General features: G+C 68.4%; 26 protein-coding genes. 15 read left to right on the plus strand and 11 right to left on the minus strand.

Going from position 1 to position 26,126, the window contains the following annotated elements; genetic code table 11:
- Window positions 1–5: 5 nt before the first annotated feature.
- The 7 genes from ACYVAQ_RS05920 to ACYVAQ_RS05950 all read left to right on the plus strand — a co-directional run bounded on the left by ACYVAQ_RS05920 (window position 6) and on the right by ACYVAQ_RS05950 (window position 7,711).
- Window positions 6–938 (plus strand): nucleotidyltransferase family protein, encoded by a 933-nt coding sequence (locus tag ACYVAQ_RS05920; protein WP_460787561.1) that lies wholly within the window; start codon window positions 6–8, stop codon window positions 936–938.
- Window positions 939–940: 2 nt separating this feature from the next.
- Window positions 941–2,020, plus strand: coding sequence for a glycosyltransferase (locus ACYVAQ_RS05925; RefSeq protein ID WP_460787562.1), 1,080 nt, complete (start codon window positions 941–943; stop codon window positions 2,018–2,020).
- The gene (locus tag ACYVAQ_RS05930) at window positions 2,020–3,093 is read left to right on the plus strand and encodes a glycosyltransferase family 4 protein (RefSeq protein ID WP_460787563.1); all 1,074 of its coding nucleotides are present in this window, start codon (window positions 2,020–2,022) and stop codon (window positions 3,091–3,093) included. Before ACYVAQ_RS05925 ends, ACYVAQ_RS05930 begins: the two co-directional genes overlap by 1 nt.
- A 172-nt stretch (window positions 3,094–3,265) precedes the next feature.
- Complete coding sequence (locus ACYVAQ_RS05935; RefSeq protein WP_460787564.1) at window positions 3,266–4,327, plus strand: hypothetical protein; 1,062 nt, start codon at window positions 3,266–3,268, stop codon at window positions 4,325–4,327.
- Complete coding sequence (locus ACYVAQ_RS05940; RefSeq protein WP_460787565.1) at window positions 4,324–5,346, plus strand: glycosyltransferase; 1,023 nt, start codon at window positions 4,324–4,326, stop codon at window positions 5,344–5,346. Before ACYVAQ_RS05935 ends, ACYVAQ_RS05940 begins: the two co-directional genes overlap by 4 nt.
- Complete coding sequence (locus ACYVAQ_RS05945) at window positions 5,343–6,377, plus strand: glycosyltransferase family protein (protein WP_460787566.1); 1,035 nt, start codon at window positions 5,343–5,345, stop codon at window positions 6,375–6,377. Before ACYVAQ_RS05940 ends, ACYVAQ_RS05945 begins: the two co-directional genes overlap by 4 nt.
- Window positions 6,374–7,711 (plus strand): O-antigen ligase family protein, encoded by a 1,338-nt coding sequence (locus ACYVAQ_RS05950; protein ID WP_460787567.1) that lies wholly within the window; start codon window positions 6,374–6,376, stop codon window positions 7,709–7,711. The genes ACYVAQ_RS05945 and ACYVAQ_RS05950 overlap by 4 nt, the downstream gene beginning before the upstream one ends.
- On the opposite strand, the gene ACYVAQ_RS05955 is transcribed toward ACYVAQ_RS05950, so the two are convergent.
- From ACYVAQ_RS05955 to ACYVAQ_RS05970, 4 genes are all read right to left on the minus strand, one after another.
- The gene (locus ACYVAQ_RS05955) at window positions 7,659–8,582 is read right to left on the minus strand and encodes a sulfotransferase family protein (protein ID WP_460787568.1); all 924 of its coding nucleotides are present in this window, start codon (window positions 8,580–8,582) and stop codon (window positions 7,659–7,661) included. The genes ACYVAQ_RS05950 and ACYVAQ_RS05955 overlap by 53 nt on opposite strands.
- A 295-nt stretch (window positions 8,583–8,877) precedes the next feature.
- Complete coding sequence (locus tag ACYVAQ_RS05960) at window positions 8,878–11,070, minus strand: acyltransferase family protein (RefSeq protein ID WP_460787569.1); 2,193 nt, start codon at window positions 11,068–11,070, stop codon at window positions 8,878–8,880.
- 229 nt (window positions 11,071–11,299) lie between these two features.
- The gene (locus tag ACYVAQ_RS05965) at window positions 11,300–11,500 is read right to left on the minus strand and encodes a hypothetical protein (RefSeq protein ID WP_460787570.1); all 201 of its coding nucleotides are present in this window, start codon (window positions 11,498–11,500) and stop codon (window positions 11,300–11,302) included.
- A 76-nt stretch (window positions 11,501–11,576) separates the two neighbouring features.
- On the minus strand, window positions 11,577–12,227 hold the full coding sequence (locus ACYVAQ_RS05970; protein WP_460787571.1) for a TetR/AcrR family transcriptional regulator: 651 nt from the start codon (window positions 12,225–12,227) through the stop codon (window positions 11,577–11,579).
- 81 nt (window positions 12,228–12,308) lie between these two features.
- Here ACYVAQ_RS05970 and ACYVAQ_RS05975 point away from each other — a divergent pair, with 81 nt between their 5' ends.
- A complete protein-coding gene (locus ACYVAQ_RS05975; RefSeq protein WP_460787572.1) occupies window positions 12,309–12,800 on the plus strand; it encodes a cupin domain-containing protein in 492 nt (163 codons plus the stop codon).
- Between the two features lie 190 nt (window positions 12,801–12,990).
- Window positions 12,991–13,515 carry a hypothetical protein gene (locus tag ACYVAQ_RS05980; protein WP_460787573.1) on the plus strand — a complete coding sequence of 175 codons (525 nt, stop codon included), beginning with the start codon at window positions 12,991–12,993 and terminating at the stop codon, window positions 13,513–13,515.
- 161 nt (window positions 13,516–13,676) lie between these two features.
- Here the strand turns inward: ACYVAQ_RS05980 and ACYVAQ_RS05985 are convergent, their stop codons facing one another.
- Window positions 13,677–14,942: a sulfate adenylyltransferase subunit 1 gene (locus tag ACYVAQ_RS05985; protein ID WP_460787574.1), complete on the minus strand. Its 1,266-nt coding sequence runs from the start codon at window positions 14,940–14,942 to the stop codon at window positions 13,677–13,679.
- Complete coding sequence (gene cysD, locus ACYVAQ_RS05990) at window positions 14,942–15,856, minus strand: sulfate adenylyltransferase subunit CysD (RefSeq protein ID WP_460787575.1); 915 nt, start codon at window positions 15,854–15,856, stop codon at window positions 14,942–14,944. Before cysD ends, ACYVAQ_RS05985 begins: the two co-directional genes overlap by 1 nt.
- 118 nt (window positions 15,857–15,974) lie before the next feature.
- On the opposite strand from cysD, the gene ACYVAQ_RS05995 reads away from it, so the two are divergent.
- Entirely contained in the window at window positions 15,975–16,733 is a 759-nt protein-coding gene (locus ACYVAQ_RS05995) for a DUF4143 domain-containing protein (RefSeq protein ID WP_460787576.1), read from the plus strand.
- Window positions 16,734–16,736: 3 nt separating this feature from the next.
- Here ACYVAQ_RS05995 and manA read toward each other — a convergent pair whose 3' ends face one another.
- The gene (gene manA / locus ACYVAQ_RS06000) at window positions 16,737–17,921 is read right to left on the minus strand and encodes a mannose-6-phosphate isomerase, class I (protein WP_460787577.1); all 1,185 of its coding nucleotides are present in this window, start codon (window positions 17,919–17,921) and stop codon (window positions 16,737–16,739) included.
- 101 nt (window positions 17,922–18,022) lie between these two features.
- On the opposite strand from manA, the gene ACYVAQ_RS06005 reads away from it, so the two are divergent.
- Both ACYVAQ_RS06005 and ACYVAQ_RS06010 read left to right on the plus strand, forming a co-directional pair.
- The gene (locus ACYVAQ_RS06005; protein ID WP_460787578.1) at window positions 18,023–19,189 is read left to right on the plus strand and encodes a nucleotide sugar dehydrogenase; all 1,167 of its coding nucleotides are present in this window, start codon (window positions 18,023–18,025) and stop codon (window positions 19,187–19,189) included.
- 76 nt (window positions 19,190–19,265) lie between these two features.
- Window positions 19,266–19,388 carry a hypothetical protein gene (locus ACYVAQ_RS06010; protein WP_460787579.1) on the plus strand — a complete coding sequence of 41 codons (123 nt, stop codon included), beginning with the start codon at window positions 19,266–19,268 and terminating at the stop codon, window positions 19,386–19,388.
- Between the two features lie 99 nt (window positions 19,389–19,487).
- Here ACYVAQ_RS06010 and ACYVAQ_RS06015 read toward each other — a convergent pair whose 3' ends face one another.
- Window positions 19,488–20,489, minus strand: coding sequence for a sulfite exporter TauE/SafE family protein (locus ACYVAQ_RS06015; RefSeq protein ID WP_460787580.1), 1,002 nt, complete (start codon window positions 20,487–20,489; stop codon window positions 19,488–19,490).
- Window positions 20,489–22,276, minus strand: a complete 1,788-nt coding sequence (cysC, locus tag ACYVAQ_RS06020; RefSeq protein ID WP_460787581.1) for an adenylyl-sulfate kinase — start codon at window positions 22,274–22,276, stop codon at window positions 20,489–20,491. Before cysC ends, ACYVAQ_RS06015 begins: the two co-directional genes overlap by 1 nt.
- 109 nt (window positions 22,277–22,385) lie before the next feature.
- Here cysC and ACYVAQ_RS06025 point away from each other — a divergent pair, with 109 nt between their 5' ends.
- Window positions 22,386–22,862 carry a helix-turn-helix domain-containing protein gene (locus ACYVAQ_RS06025; protein WP_460787582.1) on the plus strand — a complete coding sequence of 159 codons (477 nt, stop codon included), beginning with the start codon at window positions 22,386–22,388 and terminating at the stop codon, window positions 22,860–22,862.
- An 8-nt stretch (window positions 22,863–22,870) separates the two neighbouring features.
- A complete protein-coding gene (locus ACYVAQ_RS06030; protein ID WP_460787583.1) occupies window positions 22,871–23,452 on the plus strand; it encodes a hypothetical protein in 582 nt (193 codons plus the stop codon).
- A 176-nt stretch (window positions 23,453–23,628) separates the two neighbouring features.
- Here the strand turns inward: ACYVAQ_RS06030 and ACYVAQ_RS06035 are convergent, their stop codons facing one another.
- Window positions 23,629–23,937: a GIY-YIG nuclease family protein gene (locus ACYVAQ_RS06035; RefSeq protein ID WP_460787584.1), complete on the minus strand. Its 309-nt coding sequence runs from the start codon at window positions 23,935–23,937 to the stop codon at window positions 23,629–23,631.
- A gap of 475 nt (window positions 23,938–24,412) precedes the next feature.
- Between ACYVAQ_RS06035 and ACYVAQ_RS06040 the strand changes: the two genes are divergently transcribed.
- Window positions 24,413–24,730, plus strand: coding sequence for a DUF2516 family protein (locus tag ACYVAQ_RS06040; RefSeq protein ID WP_460787585.1), 318 nt, complete (start codon window positions 24,413–24,415; stop codon window positions 24,728–24,730).
- A 12-nt stretch (window positions 24,731–24,742) separates the two neighbouring features.
- Here the strand turns inward: ACYVAQ_RS06040 and ACYVAQ_RS06045 are convergent, their stop codons facing one another.
- Complete coding sequence (locus ACYVAQ_RS06045; protein ID WP_460787587.1) at window positions 24,743–26,125, minus strand: sugar nucleotide-binding protein; 1,383 nt, start codon at window positions 26,123–26,125, stop codon at window positions 24,743–24,745.
- Between the last annotated feature and the right edge of the window lies 1 nt (window position 26,126).

Consider the following 26,126-nt stretch of genomic DNA (forward strand, 5'->3'; position numbering starts at 1 on the left):
CGCTCGTGCACATCGATCCACGGGACGGCGTCGCGCTCGGACAGGCGATGGTCGACCGCCTGGCTCGTGATCTGGGTGCACGGGTGCTGGCCATCAAGGGGCCCGTCCCCGCGGCTCACGGGTTGCTTCCTGCGCACGCGTCCGCCGATGTGGACGTGCTCGTTGCGCCCGATGACGTCGCGATCGTGTGCGACGGTCTGCGCGAGCTCGGGTGGTCGGTGGTCCCGGTCAACGACGACGCACGCTTCCTGGCCCATCACTCGTCGACCATGACCCACCCCGCGTGGCCTGTCACGATCGACGTCCACCGGGTGTTCCCGGGCTTCCTGGCGAGTCCGACCGAGGTCTTCGACGCACTGTGGTCCGAACGCATCGACCTGCCGATCGCCGGCCAGACGGTGACCGCGACGGGGCTGTGCGGCTCGACGCTCGTCGCCGCCTTGCACGCGTTGCGCGACCCGCACCTGCGGGAGAGTGAACGCGACCTGAGCCGGCTGGTCGAGGCCTGGGCCGGCATGGCCGAGCGACGAGCGACGTTGCGACAGCTCGCGGAGTCAACGGGTGCTGCCCAGTCGGCCGCGCCCCTGCTGAGCCGCCTCGGCCTGGTGGCGCGGCCGCCGACCGGACCGCTGGACGCGGGTCTCGAGGAATGGCGGTCCAACGCTCAGATCGGCCACGTCCGCGGCATCGGTTGGGTACGCGAGTTCCGTGAGGCTCCGCTGCGGCGGTGGCCGGCGCTCCTGGTGCGATTGCTCGTAACGGACGACGAGCGGACGCTCAACGACTACGGTATGGCTGCTGACGGCGCAGGACGTCTGCGCGCTCACCTACGACGGATCAGCCAGTTGGTTCGGGACTCTCCTCGTGCGTTGCGAACGGCATTCCATCACCGGCAGGTCCTGCGCCGATTGACGAGGAAGGGCGGAGCGCGGCGGTGAACATGACCGATCTGGGCCGCGTCGCGATCGCGCACGAGTGGGTCGCCGCCCGCGCCGGTAGTGAGAAGGTGTTCGAGGAGCTGGCACTCACCTACCCGGACGCGGACCTGTACGCCATGACGGTCACCCCGGGTGTCGATCTCGACGTCTCCGGACGAGCCATCCGCACGACCCCGCTCGACCGGCTCGGCGGCCTGCGGGACCGACGAGGCCTGCTGCTTCCGGTCATGCCCGGGGCGTGGCGCGTCACCGGCCGCCGCGAGCGGTACGACACCGTGATCACGTCGAGCCACGCCTGCGTGAAGGGTTTCCGCCCGGGCCGGGAGGCCCGACACCTCTGCTACGTCCACGCTCCGATGCGGTACGCGTGGAATCCCGAGATCGATGACCGTGGCGCGGGCCGGCTGGCCGGCCCCGCGCGGGCGGTCCTGCGCAGGTGGGACCTGCGCTCGACCCGCTGGGTCGACAGCTTCGCCGCCAACTCGAGCGCGGTTGCTGAGCGCATCGAGCGCTTCTACGGCAGGGGGGCTCAGGTGATCCACCCGCCGGTGGACACCGACTTCTTCGCGGGGGCGAGCGAACAGACCAGGGAAGGGCTGGTCACGCTCGGGCGCTTCATCCCCTACAAGGGCCACGACATCGCCATCCGGGTGGCGGCTGAGCTCGACGTACCGATCAAGGTCGTCGGCAGGGGACCGGAGGAGGACAGGCTCCGCGCCGTGGCAGCCAGCGTGGGCGCGCGTGCCGAGTTCGTCGTCGGCGCGCCTGACGACGTCGTTCGCGATGCCGTAGCGTCGGCGCGCGCTCTCGTCTTCGCGGCCCACGAGGACTTCGGGATCGTCCCCGTCGAGGCACAGGCGGCAGGGACGCCCGTCGTCGGGCCGGCCCTCGGCGGACTGGTCGACACCGTGGCCCACGGCGTCACCGGCATGCTTGCCCCGACGCTGTCTGGCCCCGCCATCGCGTCAGCGACCCAGGACCTCTTGGCGTCGTCGGTCGATCCCCACGCCTGCCGCGACAACGCCGCACGCTTCGGTCGGGAGCGGTTCCGTCGAGAGATCCGGCAGTGGGTCGAGCGCTGATGACGATGCCCCACGTCTGCTTCGTGCTTCCCGGACCTGCGCTCCGTCCGGGCGGCGGCCACAAGGTCGTCTACCAGTACGCGAACGCCTTGGCCGAAGCCGGCTGCGAGGTGACCGTCCTCCACCTGCGGCCCGAACGCGCCGAGTCGTCGTCTCTTCGTTCAGCTGCGCGCGCGGTGGCCTATCGCGCCGGCCGCCGGTGGCGGCCCCGCTGGTTCGACCTCCACCCCTCGGTGCGGGTCGAGAATTTCTCCTCCCAGGCGGCTCGACACGTTCCTGCGGACGTGGACGTGCTGATCGCGACATCGGTCATGACGGCCCACTTCGTCGCTTCCGTCGCCGCGACGCGAACGATCCGCGGTCTCTACCTCATCCAACACTTCGAGGACTGGTCGGCACCGGCTCAGTTCGTCGTGGAGACCTGGCGCCTTCCGCTCGAGCTCGTCGTCGTCTCGGGGTGGCTCCTGAGGAGAGCCGACGACCTCGGTCTCAGCGCGCGGCTGATCCGCAACGGCATCGACACCGGGGAGTTCCCGGCCGGTGGAGATGTGACCGGGCGTGCACCTTCAGTCCTCGCCCTGGTCGCGGGGCAGCCGTGGAAGCGGACCGATGTGGTGGTCGACGTCTTCGGTCGCGTCGCCAGTGAACGACCGGACGTCGCGCTGGCCGCGTTCGGGACCTGCCGGCGTCCCGATGGGCTGCCTGAGCGTGTCCGCTACGTCCGGGACCCGAGTCGAGAGGTGCTCTCGCAGCTCTATCGCGAGAGCCAGGTGTACCTCTGCGCGAGCGACTACGAAGGCTTCGGTCTTCCCGTGGCCGAGGCGATGGCGTCGGGGGCGGCGGTGGTCTCCACCGACAACGGCGGGGTTCCTGACTTCGCGGGCGCTGCTGCGGTTTACGCGCCGCCCGGGGACGCTCCTGGGCTTGCGTCGGCGGTGCTCCGGCTCCTGGACGACACCGATGCGTTGCGCCAGCTGGCCGCTCGGGGTCGCGAGGTCATCGACGGGATGACGCTGGCGGCCTCGGCTGCTGAGTTCGTGCGGGTGTGCGTGGGTGATGTGCGTGAGCGCTGAATCCCGGGAACCCCGACTCCTCGGGCGCTTGGCCTCGTTCGGGGCACTTCCGCTGCTATCGATGGCGGCACCGTTCATCCTCCTTCCCATCATTTCCAGGGTCGGTGGAGCGACCGGCTGGGTGGCCGTGCTGACGGGGCAGGCGATCGGTTCGTTCGCAGGCGTTGTCGTCATGGCGGGTTGGGCGGTCCACGGGCAGGCATCCGTCGCTGTCGCGACTGACCCGGACGCCAGGTCCGCGATCTACCGCGAGTCGTTGTGGACACGAACGCGGTTGGCCCTCGTCGGGCTGCCCCTCGCGATGCTGGTGAGCGCCGTGGTCGTTGACGGCTCCCGGGTCGACGCGGCGGTGATGGCGCTGGCCAACGGTCTCGCCGGGTTGTCGATGAGCTGGTACGCCACGGGTGCTGGACGAGCCTCGTGGATCGCCCGCTACGACGCAGGGCCGCGCTGTCTCGCGGTCGTCCTGGCGGCGCCCACGGTCGTGATGACGAGGCAGCTCTGGACCTACCCCGCCCTCGTGGTGGTCGGTGCGGTCGGCGGGCTGATCACCTTCAACCTGGCGCACACAGGAGCGCCGTGGCCGATGTCGAGGCGCGGAACAGCATCGCGTCGCGATGACTTGCGGGGCGGCTTCGTGAGCGTGATCGGCAACCTGTACGCCTCAGCGCCCGTGCCGATCGGTGCGGTCCGACTTCCTTCGGTTGGAGCCGCCGCCCTCGGCTCCGCGGACAAGCTGTACCGCTACGGGACGCTGGTCGTCGTGGCTCTGGCGAACGGGTTCCAGGCGTGGGCACTGGAGCCCACCTCGCCGCAGCGCCGGTCGAGGCTTCGCACGGCGCTCCTCTGGCATGCGGTGTTCGGTCTTCTCGCCTTCCTCGCCATGCTGGTGGGCGGCAGCTGGGGTACACGCGTCCTCTTCGGTGCCGACGTGGCCGCGCCGCGCTCGGTGTGCGCGCTGTACGGCGTCGCCCTCGCAGCAGTGAGCATCTCCACCAACCTGATCCGCAACTACGCAGTGCCTCGCGGCAGGCTCGACCTGGTGGTGTGGGCGACGGCCGTATCCGCGCTGACCGGCCTCATCTGCATGCTGGTCCTCCACGGTGCCGTGGGGATCGCGGCGGGCCTGGCCGGCAGCGAGGCGCTGTGCTGCGTCGTGCTGGCCGCGGGGCTGGTGCGTCAGCACACCGAGCGTGAGGGCGCAGAGCTGACCAGCGGAGCAGCGGCACGATGACCGAGGCGCGTTCCGGCCGGACGCCGGCCCCGACGGTGAGCGTCGTCATGGCCACCTACAACGGTGGACGCCACGTCGGCGATCAGCTCTCCGGGATCGTGCGGCAGACCGTCCCTGTCGCTGAGGTGGTCATCGCCGACGACGGCTCATCCGACGGGACGGTGGACATCTGTCGTGCCGTGATCGAGCAGCAGGCGCCCGAGATCCGCCTAGTGGTGCTCGACCCGGAGGCATCCCCGTTGGGGCCCGCCGCAAACTTCGAGCGCGGTCTGCGAGCGGCACAGGGAGACCTCGTCCTGCTCGCGGATCAGGACGACCTCTGGCACACGACTCGCGTCGAGGCTGCCGTGAAGCACTTCGAGACACACCCGGAGGCGGGCCTGGTCGCCCACGACGCGCAGCTGATCGATGCAGCCGGCGGCTCCCTCGGGCGATCGACCTTCGAGTCCATGGGCGTCACTGCCGACGAGCTCGCCGAGCTCAACGGCCCGGATGCAGTGCGAGTGCTCAACCGTCGCAGCTTCCTCGCCGGCATGACGTTCGCGCTCCGCCGGCGGGTGATCACGGAAGCGCTCCCCATCCCGGCGGGATGGCCCCACGACTACTGGCTGGCGTACTGGGCGGCATGCACCGGCCAGCTGCGTGTCGTCGCGGATGCGAGCCACCTCGCCTACCGCCAGCACGAGTCGAACGTCGTCGGAGCGGGCTCCCGCGACTTCAGCGCGCGAGCCCGGCGCCTCCTGTCGCGACCGAGCGACGCCGTCGAGCTCTCTCGGATGTTCGCGGCAGCCGAATCCCGCATGCGCGAGGAGGGTGCGCCCGAGGCCGTGCTCGAGGAGATCCGGCACAAGGCAGCGTTCGAAGCCCGGCGTACGAGACTTCCTGACCAGCGGTGGCGCCGGATCGTCGCCTGCATCCGCGAGGCACGACGTGGTGAGTACGCGCGGCTCGCGTCGAACGGCAACTGGAACGTCCTGCGCGACGTCCTCCATCGGCCCGCGCCGGAGGTGCGACGATGACCCACCGAGCGCGTCTTCTCTTCGTCGATCCCAAGCATGGTCGCGGTGGCGGGCAGGTGGTCCTCGAGGGGCTCCTGCGGAGGTGCAGCGGTCAGGGCGATGTGGCCCTGGCGATGCCGGACGACGGCCGCGAGGCGATCTCCGTTCCCGACGACGTGGAGACGTTCCCGACGATCGACGAGGCCACGCGTGGCCTCGTCCGCGGCGACGCCCTCCGCATGGTCGCCAACGCGAACTCTGCGTTCCCTCGTGTCGTGCTGAGCGCGCGACGCCTGCGTGCCCGTGGCATCCATGTCGAGACCGTGGCGATCGTGCACAACTATCCGACGGACATCGCCAAGCGGGTCGCGACGACACGCTCGCTTGCGCTCTTCGACAAGGCCGTCGTGGTCGAACCGGGCCTTCTCGAGCTGCGGCGAGACGCCATCGTGCCCCCGTGGCTGTCGCTGACCAGCGAGTTCGAGTTCTTCTCGGGAACTGTCACCGGCCTCAGCGGGAGCATCAAGTCCTACGGCCGTCCGGACCCCAGCAAGGGGCTGCACCTCCTTCCACCGCTGTTCGCGGCTGCCGAGAGGCTCGGCCTCCGACCCGAGGTCGCGCTCGGCCAGGCACTCGACGGAAAGGAGCGGTACCGACGGCGGTTGCAGCGAGAGCTGGCGCCGTGGTTGGTCGACGGCCGCCGCACGAGCAACTGGATCCAGCCGGGTGACATCTTCGTGATCCCGTCGGTCGGTGGTGAGGCAGCCTGCCTTACTGCTCAGGAGGCGCTCGCGCGCGGCGCGTTCGTCGTGGCGTCACGTGTTGGGCTGATGCCGTATCTGCTCGCCGGAGAAGGCGCGATGTGGACATTCGTGCCCGGCGCTGCGGACGATGGCATTCGAGCTGTAGAGGAGATCGTCCACTTGACTTCGGACAGCGTGACGGCCGCAGTGAGAGCGGGTAGCGCCCAGATCCGAGCACGCACCGATCTTTGGTATCGCCACGTCACTCGACTGTTGGTTGACTTCCCACGTCTGGACACTCTGTCGTGATCGAACACACGAACCGCCGCCCTGATCGCGTTCTGCTGATCCTCGTCGCACTGATCGTCGCGCGAGCGGTGATTCCCGGCGTCCTGACCTACCGGACGCAGATCCACAGGGCACTCTTCACGTCTGACATCAACGTCAGACCGCACGAGGCGAACAGTGCGGCCGCGGCATTGAGTGCCATCCTTGCCTTCTGGGTTCTCGTTGCACTGGTGACGAAGGTGCCACGTCGCGAAGACATCCGGGGCCTCGTTGTCGTGGGTGTGCTTCTTGCGCTACCGGCTGTGCACTTCCGTTCACTTCCCAGGCATCAGTGGCTCGACATCGTGCTGTCGGGTGCCATCGCTCTGGCGCTGTGGCGGAGGAGAGCGGGAACGCCCGAACTGGCGGCACTGGGACTCTTCGCAGCGATCGCATGTGCGTGGGCGGTGGTTCAGGGTCTTCTCGATCCCGCGCACGCCATGTTCGCCGACCACTATGGGAACTTCGGTCGATCCACGAAGTCCCTGATCGGAACTGACCAGCTCGCCGGCCCCTTCGGCCACTCGAACACCTTGGGCGTCTTCGCGGCGCTGGCTGTTCCGCTGGTGGCCTTGCAGCCGAGACGCGCCGTGCGCTGGGGCGCCTACTCAGTGCTCGTCGGGGCGGCGGCGTGGTCGTCGTGCCGAGGAGCGCTGATTGCTCTCGTCCTCTACTTCCTCGTGAAGGCAGCTCGCCTCGTCGCACCCAAGAAGCTGGCGAAGGTCGGGAAATGGTGGGTTGTGGGTGCGCTCGCTGCCGTCGCGGCTATTCCGCTGACGACCACCGACCCGATTGCGTTCACGCGTCGAGGCGAGATCTGGATCGTCAGCCTGCAAGCGTGGCGCACCTCGTGGGCGTTCGGGTTCGGGGACGACTGGTACTCGCAGGCTGGCCATTTCGTCAACAACCTCGGTGATGAGGCGTCGTCCGGGCACAACCTGCTCGTTGGCGCCCTGGCTACGTCTGGCGCGTTTGGAACTGCGCTGATCCTCTGGTCGTTGCTGCGCGGATCACGTCTTCTTGCCAAGGGTGAGGACCAGTGGCCCGACCGCACTCTGTACTTCGGTGTCTTCCTGACCGTCAGCGTGCTCGAGTACTTGTGGGGCTTCGCCATGGGAGCTGAGCTGTCGCCGGTTGTTGCGGTGCCGATCATCGTGGCGCTTGTTTGTCCTGATGCCCTCGAACAGGCCGACGTCAAGGAGTCGGGATCTTCATCTCTCGGTCGGTTGGGTGGAGAGCCGAGCGTCCAAGCGTTGGCGGTGCCTAAGAGTCAGTCAGCCACTGGTCCGTCAGAGACGGGAGCGCCAACCCGGTGATTGCCCTCGCACGGTGGACTTGTTCTGAGAACCGCTCTTCGAGGTCACGGCGGACCGGGTCCTGCATCACGGGACGTTGATCGCGAGCAAGCAGCATGCGGTCGCGGACCGTATGCCTGGTTCGCCTCGGCACGATACGCTGCGCCGTTCGCCGCGCAAAGGTATTGGAGATGATGGCTGCGGCGGTGCGCGATTTTGGCCGAGCGAACTGATTGCGCTCGCTCTCGTCCAACTCTTGCAGAAACGGTGCCGCAGGGAGACCCAGGAACGTGCCCAATGCGTCCGCGACCGACTCTCTGTCCGTGGCGAACTGCCGTGATTCGAGAACCAGGATCTGGTTCTTGTCGAAGACGTCGAGGTAGCGGGCGATCTGGTCTGCGTAGTGGCCTAGGTCCTCGTACAGGTGACACGCGGTGCCCCATCGCCGGTCCCGAAAGGTACGGTCGAACGCCAAGGCGTCTTCGAACGACCTAGGCTGGCGCCCCTCGCGCACATCCATAAGATAGTGCGAGAACGCTCGCTCAATGGGATCGCGCAGCATTACCACGATCTTTGCTGCGGGGTTAGCCGCGCTGATCCGCTGGGCACTGGTCGCGTCGAAGAGGTACGAAGGGCTCGCTTCTCCGACGAACGTCGCAGTAGGACGGCTGAATAGTTTGAGATAGTCGTCGAGCGAAGTGGTCCGGCGTACGAGATGTCTCATGTTGGGATCGGGGCGGACATCCGCAAAGTAGTGAGGCTCCTTGACGGCAGACATGCAGACATCCGGATGCTTGGTCAACAGCGAATGAAGCGCTGTGGTCCCAGCCTTCGCCGCGCCCACGATGAAGAGGTTAGGCATCCGCGTGCGGTCCAACAGGTCCTCATTCACTGTGTTGACGTTGCCACCGCGCTACTGTCATGCGGCCGAGACAGGCATGCCTCCGACCTTGCTCGTGGCGCCCAGCGACTAAGAGTACTTCATGTTATGTGGGACTGTTGATGGAACGGCCGCTTCGGCCCGAGCGCAACTGGGGCACGCGGTGGCGTTTGGGTTGACAGGCCGCGGGGCGTAGGCCGGATGCGCCGACTAGTGTCGCGCGCCCCACTTCTCTGGATGGGCCATGGAGTAGCTGTTCGTGCCCGATCCCGCCGTCCAGAGGTAGTGAACGAGCAACTTGCGACTCTTAGAGAATTTGATGGTGCCGCATGTACCGCTCGAGAGAGGAGGACACCATCCCGGCATACTCGTCCGTCACGTGATGGTCGTTGAATATCACGCCGACTCGGTCGACCACGTCTGGGCAATAGCCGTCGACACACCACAGCGGCAGGGTGTCGATGTAGGTGGCTTTCGTCTTCGCGACCACGGCCTGATCTAGAATTTGGATTTCATACCAGGCATCCTCCGGCGCTTGGGCGCAGCTGAGTGGCGTAGATCCCGCGACGCGACATGTATCCCAGTCTTTGTGATTAGGCGTGGCTGAAAGGACTGCCGCTCGGGCGCCTACGGATTGGGCCATACGGATGATGTTCTTTAGGCCCGTCGAATACCCCGCCACCTGTTGAGCATGTGGTAGCAAATGTCCGTGACCGTCGCTCACCTTGCTAATCGCATCAGACATGTCGTCGATCAAGACCAAAGAAGGCTTCACTTCGTTAAGGGCCTGCTTGTAGAAGCGATGCTGGCCGTCACATTTTGAATTCTCTGTTAGTGCACCGCCATTGCCTTGCAAGGTGTCGGCATACGGTGCGATGGCGGCGAAGCAATCGCCTTGGGCGACGCTGACCAACTCCCACCCGTTGTCAACAAAGACGCGCTTGAGCATTGCCAGCCAAGAGATCATGACTGAGTCGCCAACTGCGAGCACAATCTTCTTTTGGTTAACGGGGCCTGCGGGGTAATAGGCGCAAGCGGTGACTGACAGCGGCACATCGCACCAACTAGCGTTGGTGCGTGAATCGATGGAACTTTGATTTGTCAGCTTCGGCCAGGATTCCAGCCGCAGTGAATCTTGTAGAGCAGTCGCTAGTGCTGGCAGTGGCTCGACCAAGGTCGGATCATCAACAACGCTCCGTCCCGGTTTGGCGGACGGAATCGATGGTGCACGGCTAGCCGAGCTCGACAGCGTCATGGGTGGCTGCGTTGGCCGCAATGCTGCTAACTGCAAGCACACTGCAGATAGGGCGATGACAGCCGCCAACTTTTTGGCATGTCCGCTAGTCGATCTGAAATGGCCCGATCTTGCCGGCTCTTCAACAAAGTACAGAGAGGCGATTGACAGGGCGAGTGTGCCCGTGATGACTACACCGTAGAGGTACACCGGTGAGCCGGGGATGAGCGCATCGGCGATCACCCAAACGGGGAAATGAAAGAGGTAAATGGAGTACGAAAGGTCGCCGATCCACACCGCGACGGGGTTTGTCAGGAATGCATTCGACGGCGAGCCGAGGTGCCCGGCAGCGACGACCATTGCAGAGCCAAGTACCGCGGGTGCAGCCCATGGCACGGGAAAGCCCGACGTCGTGGGTGTGGCGACGACTGCAATGCCGATGAAAGCAAGGCCCATCAGGGAGGTGACCGTTGCCATGCGATTGCTTCTGGCCTTCAGCAGGGGAAGCACTGCCGCCAGAAGAGCGCCGACGCCAAGCTCCCATGCACGGTCAGCGGTTGAGAAATATGCTGCGTGAGGATTCGAGTGGGTCTCAATCCAGCCGTAGCCGAACGAGAGTGCGATGACTCCGGTCGAGGCGAGTCCGGCGTAGATGCTCAGCGATCTTGCGCTGCCGCGAGCAGCGAGCGCCCCCACAATGAGGATAACAATGGGCCAGGCGACATAGAACTGCTCTTCGACGGCGAGTGACCAGAAGTGTTCGAGGGGAGAGGTTGCGACACCTTGATGGAAGTAGTCCGTCCCAACATTCGCAAAATGCCAGTTCGCGAGAAAGCCGACCGACCACAGCGCGTCGACCTTGGCCTCGTGAGCGCGCGTGGACGTGAACGCCATGTTTGCGGCGACGACGGTCAAGAACAGGACGACGAGCGCTGCGGGCAGGATTCGCCTCGCTCGCAACAGGTAGAACGAGCCGAAATAGGATCCGACGGTCTTGGCGCCGACCGTTCTTAAGAGCCGTCCCGTGATCAGGTATCCCGAGATGACGAAGAACACGTCCACGCCGACGAACCCGCCGGGAAGAAATTTCGAGATGTGGTTGATGACCACTGCAAGCACCGCGACCATCCGGAGTCCCTGGATGTCCAAGCGTTTCCCCGCGACGGGCACCTGTCGGCTTGATCGTGCTCTGACGCTCCACTGGAGAGCATCTACCGACCACATGCGCATCAACTCCCGATGAACCTTCGAGCCGGCCGGGAGCATGACGCCAGCCGAACATTGCGTGGAGCATAACGGCCGTCCGCCCAGGCTCGTGGGCGATTCCGTGAGTCCTACCTGAAGGGAGAGCCGTTGTGGCGGCTGGCCACTGAGTTGGCACGAACTCGACGGAACTGCCCGCGGCGGTACTCGCGGCGGCCATCTTGAAAACGTGGGACCTCATCCCTGCCTTGTAGGTCGGCGCGAACAGTGAGCAGGCTAGGAGGCCGCTCGATCAGTCCCGGTAGATCCGCCACGCGCACCACATGCCGAGCAGCCAGGCAGCGAGAGCGACGAGGTCGTCGCGATGGACGCCGTGCGTGGCGGAGAGTCCGAAGAGGACCGGGCCCGATATGGCCGAGTGTCCCGCGACGGCGAACACGCCGAGGACGCAGAGGGAGCCCGCCAGGACGAGGGCGGTGGTGCGGCGGGACATCGCGGGAGAGCCTATCGGCGCGGTGGAAAGGCCTTGGTCGACCCCGGGGTCGGCCCGCACCTGCGGACCGGAGGGTTCAGGCGCGGGGCTCGAGCAGGAGCACGTGCATTGCGTCGGCGAGCCAGGCCTCGAACCGCTCCTCCGACCATCCCGCACGGGTGACGTAGGTGTGGTGGAGCTGGGGGTCGTTGAGCATGGTCAGGATGTCCGCGGCGTCCTCGATCTCGCGGTCGCGGCGCAGCCCCGACCGTAGCGGCGGGTGGTCGAGCAACCGCCGCGCGCCGCCCCGGCGTACCGAGTTCCAGTTGTCCCAGAGTGCTTCGAGCTCCGGGGTCGAGTCGGCTGCCCGGTGCAGCGCCTCGACCACCCCGCTGCTGCGGGCGCCGATGATGCGGCACACCGTGGCGTACGCCGTGAGGGTGTCCTCGGCCGTCTCGGCCTGCCAGACCGGCTGGTACCAGGGGCGGTCGCGGACCAGGCCCTCCTCGCCGTCACCGGCGAGCGCCTCGTCGAGCACCCGGGAGAGCAGCGCCCCCTTGGTGCCGAAGGTGCTGACCACGGTCGGCCGGGCGACGCCGGCGGCGCTCGCGACCGCGTCGAAGGAGGTGCCGGCGAAGCCCTGCTCGACGAAGAGCCGGGTCGCGGCCTCCACGATCGCGGCTCGCGTACGGCGGGCCGACTCCTCGCGAACGGGGGACTGGTAGGACCTCTTGCGTGTGGTGCTCATCGGGTTCAGACTAGCAACTGTTCAATAGCACGCGGTGATAGTGAATAGCACGTGCGCATATCCACCGATGAGGAGCCCGTCATGAACCAGCCGTCCACCACCGTCCAGCCCTACGTCCTCGGTCCCGACCAGGGCGACACCTATGCGTTCCTCGGCAGCCTCTTCACGGTGAAGGCCACCGGGGCCCAGACCGGCGGAGCGGTCTCCGTCGCCGAGTTCGTGAACCCGCCGGGCTTCGCCCCGCCGCTGCACCGGCACCTGGTGGAGGACGAGATGTTCCACGTCCTGTCCGGTAGCGCGCGCTTCCTGTGCGAGGGACTCGAGCTGTCGGCCGCCGCCGGGTCCTTCGTCCTGCTGCCGCGCGGGCTGGCGCACTCGTTCGTGGTGGGCCCCGACGAGCCGCTGCACTACGTGCAGATCACGTCCCCGGCCGGCTTCGAGGAGTTCGTCGCGGCGGCGGGCGAGGCCACGACCGAACGGCGGCTGCCCGACCCGGGGCCGATCGACCCCGCCGCGCTGGGCCATGCCGCCGCCACGCATCGCATCGAGATCCTCGGGCCGCCGCCGGCTTGACCGGAGGCAGGACGGCGTCGCGGCTGTGGGGGGCGGTGCCGTCCGGGTCGGCGTACCGCCCGCTTGGCTGTCGACCCCCAATTTTAGGGGTCGTGGATGGTGCCCGCAGCGGCGTACACCGGAGGCGAACGTCTGTCGAGGTGAGCCCGCCGCCGTGGCGGCCCGCTGTCGGCAGGAGGAGGTTGTTCCCATGCGTCGAACGAGAGTCGTCGCGAGCCTCGTCACCGCGGTCCTTGCCGCGACGGCGGGTTCCGCATCGGCGGCCAAACCCGTCCTCGAGCCGATGTACGCCAACGGCACGACGGTCTACATGTCCGCTCCTGCGAAGGCGGTCGCGTCCGGCAACGTCTCGCAGGACTTCTACCTGATCGCCTACCCGGCGAGCGTTCCTGCGGGAGTGCACCCGCTGTGCAACTTCAACTGCCCCGGACCGCCGGACATCCCGCCGGTGCGCGACGTGGTCCTGGCGGGTGCGCCCGGCTTCGGCACCATGGGTACGGCGGGCAAGTTCAACCCGATCTGGCACGTGATCGCCCTCGCGTACAGCCCGGCCTGGGTCGCCGACCCGCACTTCATGCCCGCCACGAGCGAGGCCCAGGTGGATGCCGGCGAGGCCGCCGGTCACTTCATCCCGATCAACCCCGGCGGCGACAACCCGTTCGAGGTGGACACGGGCATCCAGTTCCTCTGCGTCCTGGTCTCGAAGAACGCCTGAACCTCCACGCACGCCGAGGACGGTCTCAGGAAGAAGGACAGGCGGCGCGCTCCTGGGGGGAGCACGCCGCCTGTCTCGCGTTCGGTCAGCCGTTGTGGTCTCGATACACCGCGGCACTCGACCTCACGGGTGACGCCGCTCGCGAGCAAGCTCGCGACCTGCTACCCGTTGATCATGCCGGCGCCGACGGTGACGCCGGTCGCCTCGTCGATCAGGATGAACGAGCCGGTGGTGCGGTTCTTGGAGTACGGGTCGCACAGCAGCGGCACGGTGGTGCGCAGCTGGACGCGGCCGATCTCGTTGAGCTCGAGCTTCCCGGCCTCCTGGTCGCGGTGCAGGGTGTTGACGTCGAGGCGGTACTGGATGTCCTTGACCAGCGCGCGGCCCGTGCGGGTCGTGTGCTTGATCGCCAGCTTCTGCCGCGGCTGCAGCGGGGTGTTGGTCATCCAGCAGACCATCGCGTCGATGTCCTGGCTCGGCGTGGGCGCGTTCTTGACGCGGGCGATCATGTCGCCGCGGCTCACGTCCACGTCGTCCTCGAGGCGCACGGTGACCGACATCGGCGGGAACGCCTCGTCGATCTCCTTGTCGAACAGGTCGATGCCCGCGATCTTCGAGGTCATGCCGGAGGGCAGCACGATGACCTCGTCGCCCTTCTTGAGCACGCCGCCGGCGATCTGCCCGGCGTACCCCCGGTAGTCGTGGTGCTCGTCGGACTTGGGCCGTACGACGTACTGCACGGGGAACCGGGTGTCGACCAGGTCGCGGTCCGAGGCGACGTGCACGTGCTCGAGGTGGTGCATCAGCGTGGGACCGGAGTACCACGGCATGTTCTCGCTGCGCGTGACCACGTTGTCGCCCTGGAGCGCCGAGATCGGGATGACCTCGAGGTCCGGGATGTTCAGCTTGGTCGCGAACTGGGTGAACTCGGAGTGGATCTTCTCGTAGGTCTCCTGCGAGAAGTCGACGAGGTCCATCTTGTTGATGCACAGCACCAGGTGCGGCACCCGCAGCAGCGAGAGCAGCACCGCGTGACGGCGCGACTGCTCGGTGAGGCCGTGCCGCGCGTCGACCAGGACCAGACCGAGGTCGGCGGTCGACGCGCCGGTCACCATGTTCCGCGTGTACTGCACGTGGCCCGGGGTGTCGGCGATGATGAACTTGCGGTTCGGCGTCGCGAAGTAGCGGTACGCCACGTCGATGGTGATGCCCTGCTCACGCTCGGAGCGCAGGCCGTCGGTCAGCAGCGACAGGTCGACGTAGTCGTGGCCCTTGGCCTCCGAGGTCGACTCGATCGCCTCGAGCTGGTCGGCGAAGATCGACTTGCTGTCGAACAGCAGCCGGCCGATGAGGGTGGACTTGCCGTCGTCGACCGAACCTGCGGTCGCGAAGCGGAGGAGGTCCATGGTCTTCTCGTCGGTGCCCATCAGAAGTAGCCCTCCTTCTTGCGGTCCTCCATGGCAGCCTCGGAGAACCGGTCGTCACCGCGGGTGGCGCCACGCTCGGTGACCCGGGCGGCGGCGACCTCCTCGATGATCTCCTCGATCGTGGACGCGGTGCTCTCGACGCAACCCGTCAGGGTGATGTCACCGCAGGTGCGGAACCGGACGGTCCGCTCGGTGACGACCTCGCCCTCGCGGGTGGGGTTGAGCGGCGTCTCGCTCATCAGCATGCCGTCGCGCTCGAACACCCGGCGCTGGTGGGCGAAGTAGATCTGCGGGATCTCGATGCCCTCGCGGCCGATGTAGTCCCAGATGTCCAGCTCGGTCCAGTTGGAGATCGGGAAGATCCGCATGTGCTCGCCCTCGTGCAGGCGGCCGTTGTAGAGGCTCCACAGCTCGGGGCGCTGCATCTTCGGGTCCCACTGGCCGAACTCGTCGCGGTGGGAGTAGACGCGCTCCTTGGCGCGGGCCTTCTCCTCGTCGCGGCGGCCGCCACCGAAGGCGGCGGTGTAGCCGCCCTCCTCGAGGGCGTTGAGCAGGGTGCCGATCTGGAGCCGGTTGCGGCTGGTCTTGCCGTCGTCGACCACGACGCCGTTGGCGATCGCGTCGTCGATGCTCGCCACGTGCAGCTTCACGCCCAGGCGGTTGACCCAGTTGTCACGGGTCGAGAGCACCTCGGGGAAGTCGAGGCCGGTGTCGACCTGCAGGACCGGGAACGGGATCTTCGCGGGGAAGAAGGCCTTCTCGGCCAGGCGCAGCATCACGATGCTGTCCTTGCCGCCGGAGAACATCAGGACCGGCTTCTCGAACTCGGCGGCGACCTCACGGAAGATGTGGATCGACTCCGCCTCCAGCTGGTCCAGCTGGCTCAGCCGATAGTCGCTATGGGTCTGTGTCATGCGGGGTGGTGCCTTCCTTCCAACCGGTGGTTGAGGTCGCCCCATCGTGCCATGCACGTCAACGCACCCGGGCATCGCCGTCAGCGGGGTAGACAAATCGACGAGTTAGGGTGGCGCGGTGTCCGACTTCCTCGCCCTGCTCGGGTCGCGCGCCACGGTGCCGGGAGAGGTGCGGTCGGAGTGGGGCATCGCTGAGTACGTCGCGGGTCTCGACAAGCTCGACCAGCTACCGGGGCTCGACCAGCTACCCGAGACCCCCGACCTCGGCCGGCTCGACCCGGCCCGGCTGGACGCGCTGCTGCGGGCGTTCGCGCGGCCGCCGTCGGCCGAGCTGAACCGGGCGCGGCTGGCGTCGCTGACCGGGATCCCGCCGACCACGCTGCCGCCGTACGTCGCCGCACTGGCGCAGCGCGGCGTGGTCCGGATGGTCCCGGGCACCCGCTCGGTGGTCGCGAAGCGGGCGGTCGCCCGGCCCCGGGTGGTGTTCGCCGACGCCGGTCTCGCACGCGAGCTGGGTGGGGCGAGCCCTGCCGAGCTGGCCCAGATGAGCGGCCGGTGGCGGCTCGGGCCGCTGCTCTACGGGCTGGTCGCGGTCGCGCTCCAGGACCAGGGGCTGCGGGTCACCCACCTGCGCGAGCGGAACGGGCTCAAGGTCGACCTGCTCGTCGAGCTCCCCGACGAGACGGTCTACGGCCTCGAGGTGCGGACCGCCGCCGGCGTACGACCGCACCAGTTCGCGGCCCTGGAGGCGCTCGCGAACCGCGCCGGCCAACGGTTCCGGGGCGGGGTCGTGCTCAACACCGCCCCGGTCGGGCACGAGCACGCGCACCGGCTCTGGTCGCTGCCGATCTCCTCGGTCTGGGAGGCCGAGGGGTAGGTCTCAGACGAGGTCGGTGAGGATGCCGACGGCCTCGTCGATGGGACGGTAGGCCTGGGCGACCTCGCCGGTGCCGAACAGGTGCAGGTCCCGGTCCGCCTCGCCGGCGTACGCCACGTCGCCGCGCTGCAGGAGGAGCTTCTCGCCGCTGCTGCTGATCAGCGTGACCTCGCCCCCCGTGCAGACGATCAGCCGGTCGCCGCGGGCCGGCAGCAGCACGCCGTCGGGGTCGTCGGCGGGGGAGCACTGGGTCACGGACAGGGCGAAGTCTCCCTGCCCGGGGGAGAAGACGTCGGTCGACAGGCCGAACAGCCGCGGCATCACCCGGGCGACCCTCGACATGCCCTTGTCGAGGCAGCGCACCAGCTCGTCGGGCTGCACGTGCTTGCTGGTGAGCCCCGCGCGCAGCACGTTGTCGGAGGAGACCATGACCTCCAGGCACATGCCCGACAGGTGCGCGTGGATGATCCCCGCCTCGAGGTACGCCGCCTCGCCGGGCTGCAGGGTGAGCCGGTTGAGCAGCAGCGAGATCACCACACCCACGTCACCAGGGAAGTGCTCGGCGATCTCGATGGCCGTCGTGTACGCCCGCTTGACGTCGATGCCGAGCTCGAGCGCGCGGCGGCACTCGTCGACGACCGCGCCCACCTCCTCGGCGGTCGGCGGCTGGTCGAGCAGCCGCTGCACCATCCGGACGATGCCGCGGAAGCCGGGGTTGCGACGCAGGTAGCCCGCGTGCGACTGGATCACCGGTGACGACATCGGCGACAGCACCCGCAGGATCTCCGCGGTCGGCCGGAAGCCGACGAGGGTGTCGAAGGTCGACAGCGCGTAGACCATCTCCGGCTTGGGCCGCGGGTCCTTGAAGACCCGCTCCGGCGCGTCCAGCGGTACGCCGGCGGCCTCCTCCTCGGCGTACCCCTGCTCGGCGCGCGAGGCCTGCGGGTGCACCTGGATCGACAGCGGGCGGGCGGCCGACAGGATCTTCATCATGAACGGCAGGTCGCCGGTGATCTCGGAGAGCGGCCGCGGGCCGTGCGCGGTGAGGGCCTGCGCCGGACCCAGCGGATGGGTGCCCATCCACACCTCCGCCAGTGGTTCGTCGCCGGCTGCGGCCCGGCGGAAGAAGCGGATGCCGTCCGTCGTACCCCAGTCGTAACCCTGGGTGGCGCAGTCGAGGGCGAACATGGAGCCCGACGCTACCGGACGGGTCTGGTGTTCCTCGGACCGTCTGCCGCTGTACACCTGCGTTTGGCAGTCCTGTGCGGGTTCCTCGTCACCGTCGAACCATGAAGATCGCAGTCGTGGGACTCGGTTACGTCGGTCTCTCCAACGCCGTCATCCTCGCCCAGCACAACCACGTCTGGGCGGTGGACGTCGACGCCCGCCGCGTCGAGATGGTGGCCCGCGGTGAGTCGCCGATCGTCGATGCCGAGCTGGAGGACTACCTCCGCTCCCGCCCGCTGGACCTCACGGCGACGCAGGACGCCGCGGCGGCGTACGACGAGGCGACGTACGTCGTGGTGGCCACGCCCACCAACTACGACCCGGCCACCAACTACTTCGACACCACCTCGGTGGAGGCGGTGACGGCCGAGGCGCTGGCCGTGAACCCGCACGCGACCATCGTCATCAAGTCGACGGTGCCCGTCGGCTACACGAACAAGCTGCGGGACCTGCACCCCGGTGCGTCGATCATCTTCAGCCCGGAGTTCCTGCGCGAGGGCCGCGCCCTCCACGACAACCTCTACCCCTCGCGGATCGTGGTCGGGTCCGACACCGAGCCCGGCCGCCTCTTGGCGAAGCTGCTCCTGCAGGGCACCGTCGACGGGACCGCCCCGGTGCTGTTCACCGGTGCGACCGAGGCCGAGGCGATCAAGCTCTTCTCCAACACCTACCTGGCGCTGCGGGTGGCGTACTTCAACGAGCTCGACACGTACGCCGTCAAGCACGGCCTCTCGACCGCGCAGATCATCGAGGGCGTCGGCCTGGACCCCCGGATCGGGTCGCACTACAACAACCCGTCCTTCGGGTACGGCGGCTACTGCCTGCCCAAGGACACCCTGCAGCTGCAGGCCAACTACCGCGACGTACCGCAGAACCTGATCAGCGCGATCGTCGAGGCCAACACGACCCGCAAGGACTTCATCGCGGCCGACATCCTGCGCCGCAAGCCCGAGGTGGTCGGCATCTACCGGCTGACCATGAAGGCCGGGTCGGACAACTTCCGCGAGTCGGCGGTCCAGGGGGTGATGAAGCGGATCAAGGCCAAGGGCGTGAAGGTGATCGTGCACGAGCCCGAGCTCACCCAGCCGCGGTTCTTCAACTCCAAGGTCGTCAACGACCTGGAGAAGTTCAAGAAGAAGGCCGACGTGATCATCGCGAACCGGCACACCGAGGCGCTCGCCGACGTGGCGGACAAGGTCTACACCCGCGACATCTACGGCCGGGACTGATTCCTGGGCCCAAAGGCCCGGGTGCGCTGACCGAAGGCACCTTGGTTCGCGCGCTCGACCGGCGTTCACTGGTCGGGTGATGATCGCGATCGGCGTGGTGGTGTTCGGGCTGTCGCTCGTGCTGCTCTACGCCCTCGGCCGCGCCTCGTCCGAGCCGATGCACTGGGACGCCGAGCGCACCCTGCGGATCGTGCCATGACCATCCTGCTGGCGGTGCTCGCCGGCTGGGTCGCCCTCAGCGTCGTCCTGGGCGTCGTGGTCGGCCGTGCCTTCGCCGCCGGTCAGCTCGGCGGCGGGGTCAGTCCCGTGCCGCGGGCTGTCGGTCTCCCGGCAGCTTCTCCAGCTCTGCGACGGTAGGCGCCCCCATCATCGGCAGGCCCTCGCTGCGCCGGATGACACCCCAGATCAGCGGCACCAGGATCAGCATCCCGATGCCGACCAGCCCGATCAGGACCGGGTGCGTGGTGTGCGCGCCCAGCGGCTTCCAGCCGGACTTGTCGAGCAGCGCGACGCCGGACATGGTCAGCACGACGACGATGCCGCGGCGCAGGTAGGACTGCGGGACCTTCGGCGCGATCCGGCTGCCGAGCATGGTGCCCGGCACCGAGCCGACGATCAGCGGCAGCGTGATCGACCAGTCCAGGCCGTTGATGGCGATGTTGGAGATCGCGGCCGACAGCACGAGCGGCACGGCCTGCACCAGGTCGGTGCCGACCAGCTTCACCGCGGACAGGCCCGGGTAGAGCATCAGCAGGGCGATCATGATGACCGAGCCTGAGCCGACGCTGGTGATGCCGACGAGCAGGCCGCCGAGCGCGCCGACCAGGAAGGTCGGCAGCGGACGGATCTTCGGGTCGGGGTCGCCGCCGTGGCCGCCCCGGCGTACCCGACGCAGGTTCAGGTACAAGCGCAGCGCGTACGTCGACGCGGCCAGCAGCAGCGCGAAGCCGATCGACAGCTTGAGGGTGAAGTCGAGCTGGTCCTCGTTGTTCGTGAGGCGGTGCACCAGCCACGGCCCGAGGAAGGCCATCGGCACGGAGCCCGCGATCAGCCAGCCGGCCAGCCGGAAGTTCGGCGCGCCGACCTTGGCGTGCACGAGCGCGCCGCCGGACTTGTAGATCGCGGCGGCAGTGAGGTCGGCCGTGACGATCGTGGCCGCCTCGCCACCCCCGATGCCCAGGAAGATCAGGGCCGGCGTCATGAGCGCGCCACCGCCCATGCCGGTGAGCCCCACGACGATGCCGACGAAGAAGCCGGCGGCGACGATCGAGAGGGCGGTCCAGGTGAGGAGGTCGTGCATCAGAGGGCCTTTCCGGTGAGCCTGCTGAGGGCGATGCGCAGCAGATCGTCGATCTGGTCGGCGCAGGCGGAGGCGGCCTCGAGTCCGCGTCGATAGGGGTCCGAGATGTCGTGGCTGGCGCTGGTCATCGCCCGGCTGTGACCGACGGCCGCCACCAGGTCGTGACCGGTCAGGTCCGCGTCCACGCGGCCCAGCGACTCGGTGAACTGGCCGAGCGTGAACACCTTGCGGAACGCCGCGGGCTCCTCCTCGAGGAGGAACTCGCGGTGGCTCGACTCCGCGGTCAGCACCAGGTCGGCCTCGGCGAGGATGTCGCTGGTGACGCGCCGGCTGCGGAACGCCTCGATCTCACCCGGCGCGATCCCGCGCATGCGCATCGCGGTGGCCATCGTCCGGTCGGCGTGGGCGCTGTCGAAGCCGTGGGTGCCCGCGCTCGTGAACCGGATGCTCGCGTCGTCGCCGACCAGCGCCCGCGCCTTGAGCAGCATGTACGGCGACCGGCAGATGTTCGCCGTGCACACGAACAGCACGTTCACCGGCCGCTGCGGGTTCGGTGCGAGCACCTCGACCGGGGAGGCGTCCTCGGTGATCGCGAGGCCGAGGTCGAGGTAGCCGGCGCGGTGCAGGGCCTCGATGACGTCGTCGAGCGCGTCCTCGATGGTCCGCCCGGTCGTGTCGACGCGGACGTTGGCATCCAGGGGCTCCTCGTACGGCGAGGAGATGCCGGTGAACTCCGGGATCTCGCCCGCCCGTGCCTTGGCGTACAGCCCCTTGCGGTCGCGCCGCTCGCACTCCTCGAGCGGGGTCGCGACGTGCACCAGGAAGAAGGCGCCGCCCGCGTCCTCGACGTACGTGCGCACCTGCTGGCGCGTCTCGTCGAACGGCGCGATCGGGCTGCACACCGCGATGCCGCGGTGCCGGGCGATCTCCGCCGCGACCCAGCCGATCCGACGGATGTTGGTCTCGCGGTCGGCCTTCGAGAAGCTCAGGCCGGCCGACAGGTTGCGGCGTACGACGTCGCCGTCGAGGCTGGTGATGGTGCGGCCACCGCGCTCCAGGATCCGGTCCATGAGCGCACGCGCCAGCGTGGACTTGCCGCTGCCGGACAGGCCGGTGAAGAAGAGGACGAGGCCCTGCTCGCTGCGGTCGGGGTGCTCCTCGTCGATGATGTCGGCGAGCTGGGGGAGCGGCAGACCGCCCGGCGCCAGGTCGAGGACCGGGTCCTCGTCGGCGTAGTTCTCGACGACCAGCGTGCGCAGCTGCGGGTCGGAGCGCCCGTGCGAAGCGAGGGGTACGGCGACCACGACCGCGTCGAGCCCCTCGACCGCGCGCAGCGTGGCGCGCAGCAGGCCGACGGCCGACATCGCAGGGGTGCCCGCGCCGACGAGGGCCAGCACGACCACCGGGCCGGCCTCCCGGACCTGGGCCAGCTGCCGGTCGGTGAGCACGTCGGCGACCGGGACGAACGTGCGCCCGGCGTACCGGTCGCGGACCTGGGCGGGGTTCAGGTAGAGCCGACGGAACGGGCCGTACTGCGCGTGGCTCAGGGCGGTGACCGTGAGGCTGTGGTCGGCGGCGCGGGTGACCCGCGCCAGCGGGAGGCCCTCGGGATCGACCAGCTCCACGCTGCGGCCCGCGTCGAGGTCGGCGTCGGCGGCGGGCGGGAGGGTCAGCGTGATCGGGCTGCCGAACTCGTCGAACCCCTCGATCGGGGAGAACGCGCCACCCGTGAGCAGCTCGAGGTCGTCGAGCTCGCGCGGGGTGGGGCAGTGCTGCAGGTCGGCCACGGGAGCATCCTGCCAAACAAACCTGAGTTACCCGGGTTTGTGGTCCATGTGGTCGGGTTCACTGCGCCTCTGCTTGCTATTGCTAGCACGAGTTAGCAACAATGGGGTCATGGCAAAGGGAAAGGTCGGGAAGACCGTCGAGTCACTGGGTGACTACCTCAAGGAGCAGCGCACCGGTGCGCGTCTGTCCTTGCGGCAGCTCGCCGACCTCGCGGGCGTCTCCAACCCCTACCTCAGCCAGATCGAGCGAGGGCTGCGCAAGCCGTCCGCCGAGGTGCTCAACCAGATCGCCAAGGCGCTGCGGATCTCTGCGGAGCAGCTCTACGTCCGGGCCGGGATCCTCAATCCGGCAGACGGGGCAGGCGGCTCAGTCGAGCTCGCCATCCTCGGCGACACCGGTCTCACCGAGCGACAGAAGCAGTCGCTGCTCGATGTCTACGCGTCGTTCCTGGCGCTCAACGCCGCCGACGAGTCGGACGGCGCGGACTCGCCCGAGTCCGTGCTGACCGAGGACGTGGCGACCGAAAGCGGGCAGGAGCACGCCGGTGCCCCGTCCGAGATCAACCCCAACACCATCGAAGGATGACAACAACCATGCCGAAGCTCGAGCTCCCCAAGATCGACATCAAGTCCTTCGACCTGCCGAAGGTCGACCTCAAGGCCCTCGACGTCCCGCCGGTCGTCGAGAAGCAGTTCTACGCCAGCGTCGGTGCCGCCGACCTCGCCTACGAGACCGCCAAGGGCTACGTGACCGAGGTCCAGGGCCAGGCCAAGACCCGGTACGCCGCCGCTGAGAAGGCCGTCAAGGGCTTCGAGGTGCCGCAGCCGAAGTCGCTGCAGTCGAAGGCCCAGGCCCGTCTCGCCGAGCTCCAGGCCGACGCCAAGTCGCGTTTCGCCGAGCTGCAGGCCGACGCCAAGGCCCTCCCGGCCAAGGTCCAGACCACCGTCAAGACCGCCGTGGACGAGAACCGCGCCCAGGTCACCTCGACCTACGCCGACCTGGCCAAGCGTGGCGAGGCCGTCGTCGTGAAGTTCCGCTCGGGCGACGCCCCGGCCGTCAAGAAGGCCGCCCCGGCCAAGACCACCGCCAAGAAGGCTCCGGCGAAGAAGGCTCCGGCCAAGACCGCCACCGCCAAGAAGGCTCCCGCGAAGAAGGCCCCGGCCAAGAAGGCCTGACCTCCTCGCTCCTCTCGAAGGCCCCCGGGTTCGCCCGGGGGCCTTCGTGCTGTCCGGGGGTAGGTGGTCGAGCTTGTCGAGGCCGGGGGGTAGGTGGTCGAGCTTGTCGAGGCCGGGGGGTAGGTGGTCGAGCTTGTCGAGACCGGGGGGGTAGGTGGTCGAGCTTGTCGAGACCGTCATCGATCCGTGGGTTCGTCGGCCTTGACATCCGGAGGTCCGAATTCCGTGTAGTTCCGGGAGAGCAGCGGCAGCGCGCCGTAGTCGCGTGCGATCAGGGCCTGCCGCTTCGCCCTGCCCCAGTTCTGAACCTGCTCCTCGCGGTTGAACGCGTCGTCGATCCGACGGAACTCCTCGTACCAGACGAGCTTCACCGGCAGCCTTCGTCGCGTGTACGCCGCTCCCCTGCCTACCTGGTGCTGGTAGAGGCGGGCCTCGAGGTCGTTGGTGCTCCCGACGTAGTAGGTCCCATCGGAGCACTCGAGCATGTAGCAATATCCGCGCACGCTGAGGACGTTGCTCCTGCTGGTGGCTGATGTCGACGCGTCGGAGACCTCGCTGTGGACAGAGGGCGTTGTCCACAGGGCGGGTTGGCCGCCGGGTCTCGACAGGCTCGACCAGCTACGGGGTCTCGACCAGCTACGGGGTCTCGACAGGCTCGACCAACTACACGGGTCTCGACGGGCTCGACCAGCTACGGGGTCTCGACCAGCTACGGGGTCTCGACCAGCTACGGGGTCTCGACCAGCTACGGGGTCTCGACGGGCTCGACCGGCTACGGGGTCTCGACCAACTGCACGGGGTCTCGACAGGCTCGGGCAGCTACGGGGTCTCGACAGGCTCGACCGGCTACGGGGTCTCGACCAGCTACGGGGTCTCGACCAACTACACGGGGTCTCGACCAGCTACAACGAGTCTCGATGGGCTCGACCGGCTGCTCCCCTGGGGCCGTAGGATCGCACCGTGGGATTCGTGCCGGGTGGCGACAACCTCCTCGTGTTCACCGTCGAGGGGTGGATCGACATCGCCGTGTTCGCGGTGCTGCTGATCATCAAGATCTTCGCGCTGGTCTGCTCGCTGCTCTACCCCAACGAGGCGTACCTGGCCGCGGACAAGCGCAACAAGGTCACCTGGAGCGCCTTCCTCGCGGTCGCGGTGGCGATCCAGCTGGTGCCGCTCAACGCTCCGGGGATGTCGCTGGTGCAGATGGGCCTGCTCGTGGCGGCGTGCGTGTTCCTCGCCGACGTGCGGCCCGCGCTGGCCAACCTGCGCCGACGCTGACCGGCGAGAGCCTCAGTCGGCGAGGTACGCCGCGAGCGCTGCGTCGGCGTCGGTGCTGACGAAGCCGGTGGCGGCGAGCTTCGTCAGGTCGAGGGCAGAGTGGGTCGGGCGCGGCGCGATGAGCCTGCCGGCGGCGTACTCCTCGGTGGTGGTGGGGGAGACGTCCGCGGCGGAGCGACCGGAGAGCTCGAAGACCCGCGCGGCGTACTCCGCCCAGGAGCGGACGGTGCCGGAGTTCGTGCAGTTGTAGGTCCCGTACGGCGCCGCGGTGTCGACCAGGTGCCGGATGGCGCGGGCCAGCTCCGGGGTGAAGGTGAGCCGGCCGCGCTGGTCGTCCACGACCGACGGGGAGACCCCGTCCGTCGCGAGCCGGCGCATCGTGCGCACGAAGTTGTTGCCGTCGCCGATGACCCAGGACGTGCGCAGGACGTAGTGCCGCGGAGTCGTGGCGACGGCGATGTCGCCGGCCGCCTTGGACTGCCCGTAGACGCCGAGCGGGGCGAACGGCTCGTCCTCGGGGTGGAGCTCGGTCCGACCGTCGAAGACGTAGTCGCTGGACACGTGCACCAGCGTGAGCCGGTGCTCGGTGGCCACCCGCGCCAGGTGCGCGGGAGCGACGGCGTTCGCGGCCCAGCAGGCGGCGCGGCCCTCGTCGGTCTCGGCGGCGTCGACGGCCGTGTAGGCGGCCGCGTTGAGGACCAGCCGGTAGTCGCCCCACGGCCACGCGGCGACCGCGGCCGGATCGGTGACGTCCAGCTCGTCGAGGTCGACCAGGTCGGCGTCGGGGAACTCCACCTGGAGCGCGCGGCCGAGCTGGCCCTGGGCGCCGATGATGAGCGTCCTCGCGGGCTGCATCGGTACGACGTCGGCGAGGACCGGGTTCGTCCGGTCCTTCTCGGAGATCTCCGCGGAGTCGAGCGGGATCGGCCACGGGATCGCCGCCGTGGTGTCGGCGAGGTGCACCGCCGGGTAGGTGCGGCCGGCGACGTAGTGGTCGTTGACCAGGTAGGAGTAGACGGTGTCGTCGGCCAGCGCCTGGTAGGAGTTGCCGACGCCGCGCGGCACGAACACCGTGGTCGCCTCGTCGATCTCGGTCCAGTACGTCGCGCCGAACGACGCGCCCGCGCGCAGGTCGACCCAGGCCGCGAAGACCCGGCCGGTGGCGACGGAGACGAGCTTGTCCCACGGCTCGGCGTGGATCCCGCGGGTCGCGCCCCGGTGGGCGTTGAAGCTCATGTTGTTCTGCACCGGGCCGAAGTCGGGCAGGCCGAGGGCGACCATCTTCTCCCGCTGCCAGTTCTCCTTGAACCAGCCGCGGGCGTCGCGGTGGACCGGCAGGCGGAGCACCAGCAGGCCCGGGATCGGCGTCTCGAGCACCTCGAGGGAATCGGCCACG

This window comes from Nocardioides maradonensis (assembly GCF_054777115.1).